The organism is Streptomyces sp. CBMA123, from assembly GCF_014596465.1.
Taxonomy (GTDB): Bacteria; Actinomycetota; Actinomycetes; order Streptomycetales; family Streptomycetaceae; genus Kitasatospora.
In genome coordinates this window covers 1-5,680 of record NZ_MECK01000314.1, presented here as the reverse complement: position 1 = coordinate 5,680, position 5,680 = coordinate 1, and the positions used below count along the sequence as shown (strand labels likewise).

Here is a 5,680-nt window from a genome sequence, read left to right as displayed (position 1 = left end):
CTGGCGGCTGCGCCGGATCGTCCGGGCGGCCGGGCCCGACGTGGTCCACCTGCACAGCGCCAAGGCCGGCCTGGCCGGCCGGCTGGCCGTGCGCGGCGCGGTGCCGACCGTCTTCCAGCCGCACGCCTGGTCCTTCGCCGCCGTGGACGGCGCGATGGCCGCCGCCACCCTGCGCTGGGAGCGCTTCGCGACCCGCTGGGCGCACCGGCTGCTGTGCGTCAGCGTCCAGGAGCGGGCGGACGGCGTGGCCGCCGGGGTGCACGCGGACTGGGCGGTGGTGCCCAACGGCGTGGACGTGCGTCACTACGCGCCCACCGACCGCCGGGCCGCCCGGATCGCGTTGGGGCTGGACCTGGACGCCCCGCTCGCGGTCTGCGTCGGGCGGCTGTGCCGGCAGAAGGGCCAGGACGTGCTGCTGGCCGCCTGGCCGGAGGTGCTGCGCCGGGTGCCGCAGGCCCGGCTGGCGCTGGTCGGCGGCGGGCCGGAGGAGCAGCGGCTGGCGGAGGCCGTCCGGGCGTCGGCGGAGCCGTGCCGGGTCCGGCTGGTCGGGGACGTGCCGGATCCGCGTCCGTGGCTGGCGGCGGCCGACCTGGTGGTGCTGCCCTCACGCTGGGAGGGCATGGCGCTGGCCCCGCTGGAGGCGATGGCGGCGGCCCGCCCGGTGCTGCTGACGGACGTGCCGGGGGCCCGGGAGTGCCTGCCGCAGACGGAGCGCGCGCGGTCGGTGGTGCCGCCCGAGGACGCGGACGCGCTCGCCACCCGGATGGCGGAAGGGCTGTCCGATCCGATCGAGTGCGAGCGGCGCGGTGCCCGGCTGCGTGACCACGTGGTCGCCCGGCACGACGTCCGCACGGTGGTCGAACAGGTCGATGTCCTGTACCGCCACCTGCTGGGGGCCGGACCGGCGGCCGGACGGCGCCGGGCCCGTGTCCCAGAGCGGATCTGATCGTTTCACATGCCGTGAATCCCCGCCGTTCCGGCGTTGGCGCATTCGCACCCTCAACCGGATAAGGACGAGGCGTCAAATCCGAAATACCTATTAATGGGCGGCTGGAATGAAATGGCAAGTCAACTTCCAGCCCGCATGGCCAGGTTCGGTATTGTCGGATTTTGCCTGCTTCGCTTCGATTCCACCCCGGAAATTCGCGTCCGGGCCCTTCGCGGCCTCGTCCATGGTGACCAGCCGTTCCGCGATCGGCCTCCTCGCAGGAGAACCGAAAGCCGCCAGCGATAGCAGGTGCTGTCAGGACCGCGCCCACCGGGCCGGGACGGCCGCCCCACGCCTATCGGTGCCGGGGCACCGCCACCCCGGGCACACAGCAGGGGAGTTCGTGCGCTGATGACCATTGACCACGACAGCGTGCCGCGATCCGGCGGGCCCCTGTCCGGACCGCGTCTGCCCGGCACCGGGGTGCTCGACCGCCCGACCGGGGCGACGTACAGCCGGGCGGTGCCGTCGCCCCGCCGGCACCGCCGGGCCCCCAGGTCCCGGCTCGCCCTGCCGCTCGCGCTGGTCCAGGTCGACGCGATCGCGCTCTGCACCGCCGCCGGCATCGCCAACCGGGCGATCGACCCCGACACGCCGCTCGCCCCACTGCTCGGCGTCGCCGCCGTCCTGCCCCTGCTCCTGCTGCTCTACCTGGCCGGCGGCCTCTACCGCACCCGGCTCACCCTGTCCGTCCTGGACGAACTGCCCGCCCTGGCCGGCCGGGCCGTGGTCGCCACCGCCTTCGCCGTCACCCTGGCCGGCTGCCTGGACGGCCGCTGGCCCGACTGCGGCCCGGCCACCCCGGCCCGTCTCGCCGTCCTGCTCGGCACCCAGCTGCTGATCGCCACCGCCGGCCGGGCCGTCCTCTACCACCTGGTCCGGCGGATCCGCCGCGGCCGCCCCAGCCCCGTCCTGGTGCTCGGCGCCGGCCGGCTCGGCCGCAAGGTCGCCGCCGCCCTCACCGAGCACGGCGAGTACGGGATGCGCCCGGTCGGCTTCCTGGACGCCGACCCGCCGCTGCTCGCCACCGACACCGACCTGCCCGTCCTCGGCGGCCGCGAGGTCCTGGAGCGCGAGGTCCACCGGCACCGGATCCACCACGTGATCGCCACCGCCGGCGCCGCCGACGAGGCCGAGACCGCCGCCGCCCTGCGGGACGCCGTCCGGCTCGGCTGCCAGGTCTGGCTGGTGCCCGCACTGCGCGAGCACGGCTCGCTGCCCACCGCCCCGATCGCCGGCGGCGACCACCTGTGGGGCTTCCCCTGCCTGCGGCTCGGCAGCCCGGCCATGCGCCGCCCCGGCTGGGCCGCCAAGCGCGCCCTGGACGTCACCGCCGCCGGCTTCGGCCTGCTGCTGCTCGCCCCCGTCCTGGTGCTGTGCGCCCTCGCCGTCCGCTTCGACACCGGCCCCGGGGTGCTCTTCCGCCAGCAGCGCACCGGCCTGGACGGGCGGGTCTTCACCGTGCTGAAGTTCCGCACCCTGCGCCCCAGCAACGAGCACGAGTCGGCGACCCGCTGGAACATCTCCCAGGACCACCGGATGGGCGCCGTCGGCCGCCTGCTGCGCAAGAGCTCGCTGGACGAGCTGCCGCAGCTGTGGAACGTCCTGCGCGGCGACATGAGCCTGGTCGGCCCGCGCCCCGAACGCCCGTACTTCGTCATGCGGTTCAGCCAGGCCTACCCCGAGTACGCCGACCGCCACCGGGTCCCGGTCGGCCTCACCGGCCTCGCCCAGGTCAACGGCCTGCGCGGGGACACCTCGATCGAGGAGCGGGCCCGCTTCGACAACCGCTACATCGAGAGCTGGAGCCTCTGGCAGGACGTCAAGATCCTGTGCCGAACCGCGGCTCTGATGCTCCACCCGGACGGGAGCTGACCCGGCGTGGCCCTGACCCTTACGGCCCTTCCACGGCCGGTGTTACGGCGGGCCCTGCCCGCCCTCGCGGACCGGCCCAGCGTGCTGGCCGCGGCCACCGTGCTGCTGGTCTGCGTGCCCGCAGGAGAGAAGGACGTCACCGCGGCCGTCCACGTCACCGCCGCCGACGTCGCCTCGCTCGCCCTGGTCGCCGTCACCGCGCTCAACCTGCTGCGCGGACGGCTGCCCGCGATCACCCGCACCACCTGCGCGCTGTTCGGCGCCGTCGTGGTCGCCGCGGCCGTCGCCACCGCCGGCTCCATCGACCCGGCCACCAGCATCACCGGCTTCGTCCGGCTCACCCAGGTGTTCGTCCTGGTCCCGGCCGCCGTGCTCTGCTCGCTGCGCGACCGTACCGACCAGCGGCTCGTCCTCGGCTCCTTCGTGCTCGCCGCGCTGATCCAGGGCGTGGTCGGCGCAAACCAGTACCTCACCCGCACCGGCGCCTCCTACGCCGGCCAGCCGATCCGGGCCGTCGGCACCTTCGGCGCGCTGGACATCATGGCGATGTCCACCGTGGTCAGCTACGGGCTGCTGGCCGCCCTGGCCCTCGCCCTCGGCGAGCGCGGTCCCGGCGGCAGCGTCCGCCTCCGCCGGGCGATGTTCGCCGCCGCCGCCTTCCTCACCTTCCCGCTCGCCGTCTCCTTCAGCCGCGGCAGCTGGATCGCCACCGGCGTCGCCGCCACCGGGCTGCTGCTGCGCGCCGACGCCCGGCTGCTGGTCCGCAGCGCCGTGCTGGGCGTGGCCGCCGCGGTCGTCCTGGTTGGCGGCCTCGGCCTTGGCGCCTCCGGCGTCACCGAGCGGCTCAGCTCGATCGGCTCGGTCTCCGCCGCGCCCGACCAGTCCGTCTCCGACCGCTACGACCTGTGGTCCACCGCCGGGCGGATCTGGCAGGACCGCCCCGTCCACGGCGCCGGACCGAAGGCGTTCCCCAAGCTGCGCGACAGCCACGCCCCGCTGCGACTGTCCTCCGGCAGCGACGCCTCCGACCCCACCATCGGCTTCCAGCGCGAACCGCTGCTCTCCCCGCACAACATGTACTTCCTGGTGCTCAGCGAGCAGGGCCTGATCGGCATCACCGCCTACGCCGCGCTCTTCCTCGGCCTGCTGCTCGGCTGCCTGCGCAACCGCCGCGGCACGACCCTGGCCGCCCTCGCCCTGCTCACCTGGGTGCTGGTCGACTTCCTGTACGCCGATATCGGCGGCACCACCACCGTGCTGACCTCCGTCGTCCTCGGCCTCGCCGCCCGCGCCGCCGCCCAGGGGACGGCCCGTCCCGAGCCGAACGGGCACGCCGGTGCCGTCGGCGACGGGCGGGCGATGGCCCTGTGACCACCGACCGGCCCGCCGCCCTGGCCTCCCCCGTCCCGGCCCCCCGCAGCGCCCCCGTCCAAGCCCCCGCGCCCGGACCGGACCCGGTGCCCCGGGGCGGCTTCCTCGCCAAGGCCTTCGGCATCACCGCCGTGCTCAGCGCGGCCGGATCCGGCCTCGGCCTGCTGCGCGACCTCCTGCTGGCCCGCTACTTCGGCGCCAGCCAGGGCACCGACGCCTTCCTGGTCGCCTGGACCGTCCCCGAGACGGCCGCACCGCTGCTGATCGAGGACGCCATGTCCTTCCTCATGGTGCCCGCCTTCGCCCTCGCCCTGGTGCTGCGCGAGGAGGACCCGGACGCCCCCGACCCGGTCCGCCAGCTGGTCCGCGCCACCCTGCCCTGGCTGCTGCTCGCCCTCAGCGGGCTCGCCCTGGCCGCCGCCCTGGGCGCGCCCCAACTGGTCGAGCTGCTCGCCCCCGGCCTGCCCGACCCGGGCCTGGCCGTGGTCTGCACCCGGATCACCGCGATCACCGTGCTGCCCTTCGGGGTGGCCGGCTACCTGGCCGCCGCCCTGCGCGCCCACCACAGCTTCACCGCCCCGGCCGGCATCTACGTCGCCTACAACCTGGGCATCCTGGCCCTGCTGTTCGGCTTCCACGGCCTCCTCGGCGTCCGCTCCGCCGCCCTGGGCGTGGCGCTCGGCAGCCTGCTGATGGCCGGTCTGCTGGTCGGCCCGTTCCTGCGGCACCTGCGGTCCGGCCAGGCCGCGGCCGGCCGCGGCCGGCGCGGCCGCAACACGCTGGTGCTGATGCCGCTGGCGCTGCTGCCGGTGGCGGCCTTCACCCTGACCCGGCAGTCCCAGGTGTTCGTCGAGCGCTACCTCGGCTCGGCGCTGCCGCCCGGCACCATCTCGCACCTCAACTACGCCGCCAAGGTCTCCCAACTCGCCATGACGGCGGGCATCCTGATCTGCACCGTCACCTTCCCGCTGGTGGCCCGGGCGCTCGCGGCCGGGGACCTCACCGCCGCCCGGGACCGGGTCGAGAAGGACCTCGGCCAGGCCGCGGCGGTCGTCCTGTTCGGCACCGCCTTCCTGATGGCCTGCGCCCCTTCGACGGTCTCGCTGCTGTTCGAGCGCGGCGCCTTCGGCCCCGGCGACACCGCCGCCACCGCCGCCGTCATCCGGGTGTACAGCTTCGGCCTGCCCGCCCAGGCGCTGATCGGCGTGATGATCCGCCCGTACTTCTCGCTGCGCCCGGTGGTCCGCCGGGCCGACGACCCGCGCACCGAGGACGGCGGGCGCCGCCTGCTGGACTGGTACCCGGTCGCCGCGATGCTGCTCGGCCTCGGGGTGACCGTCACCGTCGGACTGCTCGCCACACCGCGCTTCGGCGCCCTAGGCCTGGCCGCCGGCAACGCGACCGGGATCACCACCACCGCCGCGCTGCTGCTGCACGGCCTGGTGC

General features: G+C 75.4%; 4 protein-coding genes. All 4 read left to right on the top strand.

The features are described from left to right. On the top strand, positions 1-946 hold a 946-nt coding region (locus tag BG452_RS28710), incomplete at its 5' end, for a glycosyltransferase (protein ID WP_188307263.1). Between the two features lie 393 nt (positions 947-1,339). Then, positions 1,340-2,863, top strand: coding sequence for a sugar transferase (locus BG452_RS28705; RefSeq protein WP_188307262.1), 1,524 nt, complete (start codon positions 1,340-1,342; stop codon positions 2,861-2,863). 6 nt (positions 2,864-2,869) lie between these two features. Beyond that, complete coding sequence (locus BG452_RS28700; RefSeq protein ID WP_317621273.1) at positions 2,870-4,234, top strand: O-antigen ligase family protein; 1,365 nt, start codon at positions 2,870-2,872, stop codon at positions 4,232-4,234. Then, positions 4,231-5,680: lipid II flippase MurJ (locus BG452_RS28695; protein WP_188307261.1), on the top strand; the 1,450-nt coding region annotated here is incomplete at its 3' end. The genes BG452_RS28700 and BG452_RS28695, both read left to right, overlap by 4 nt.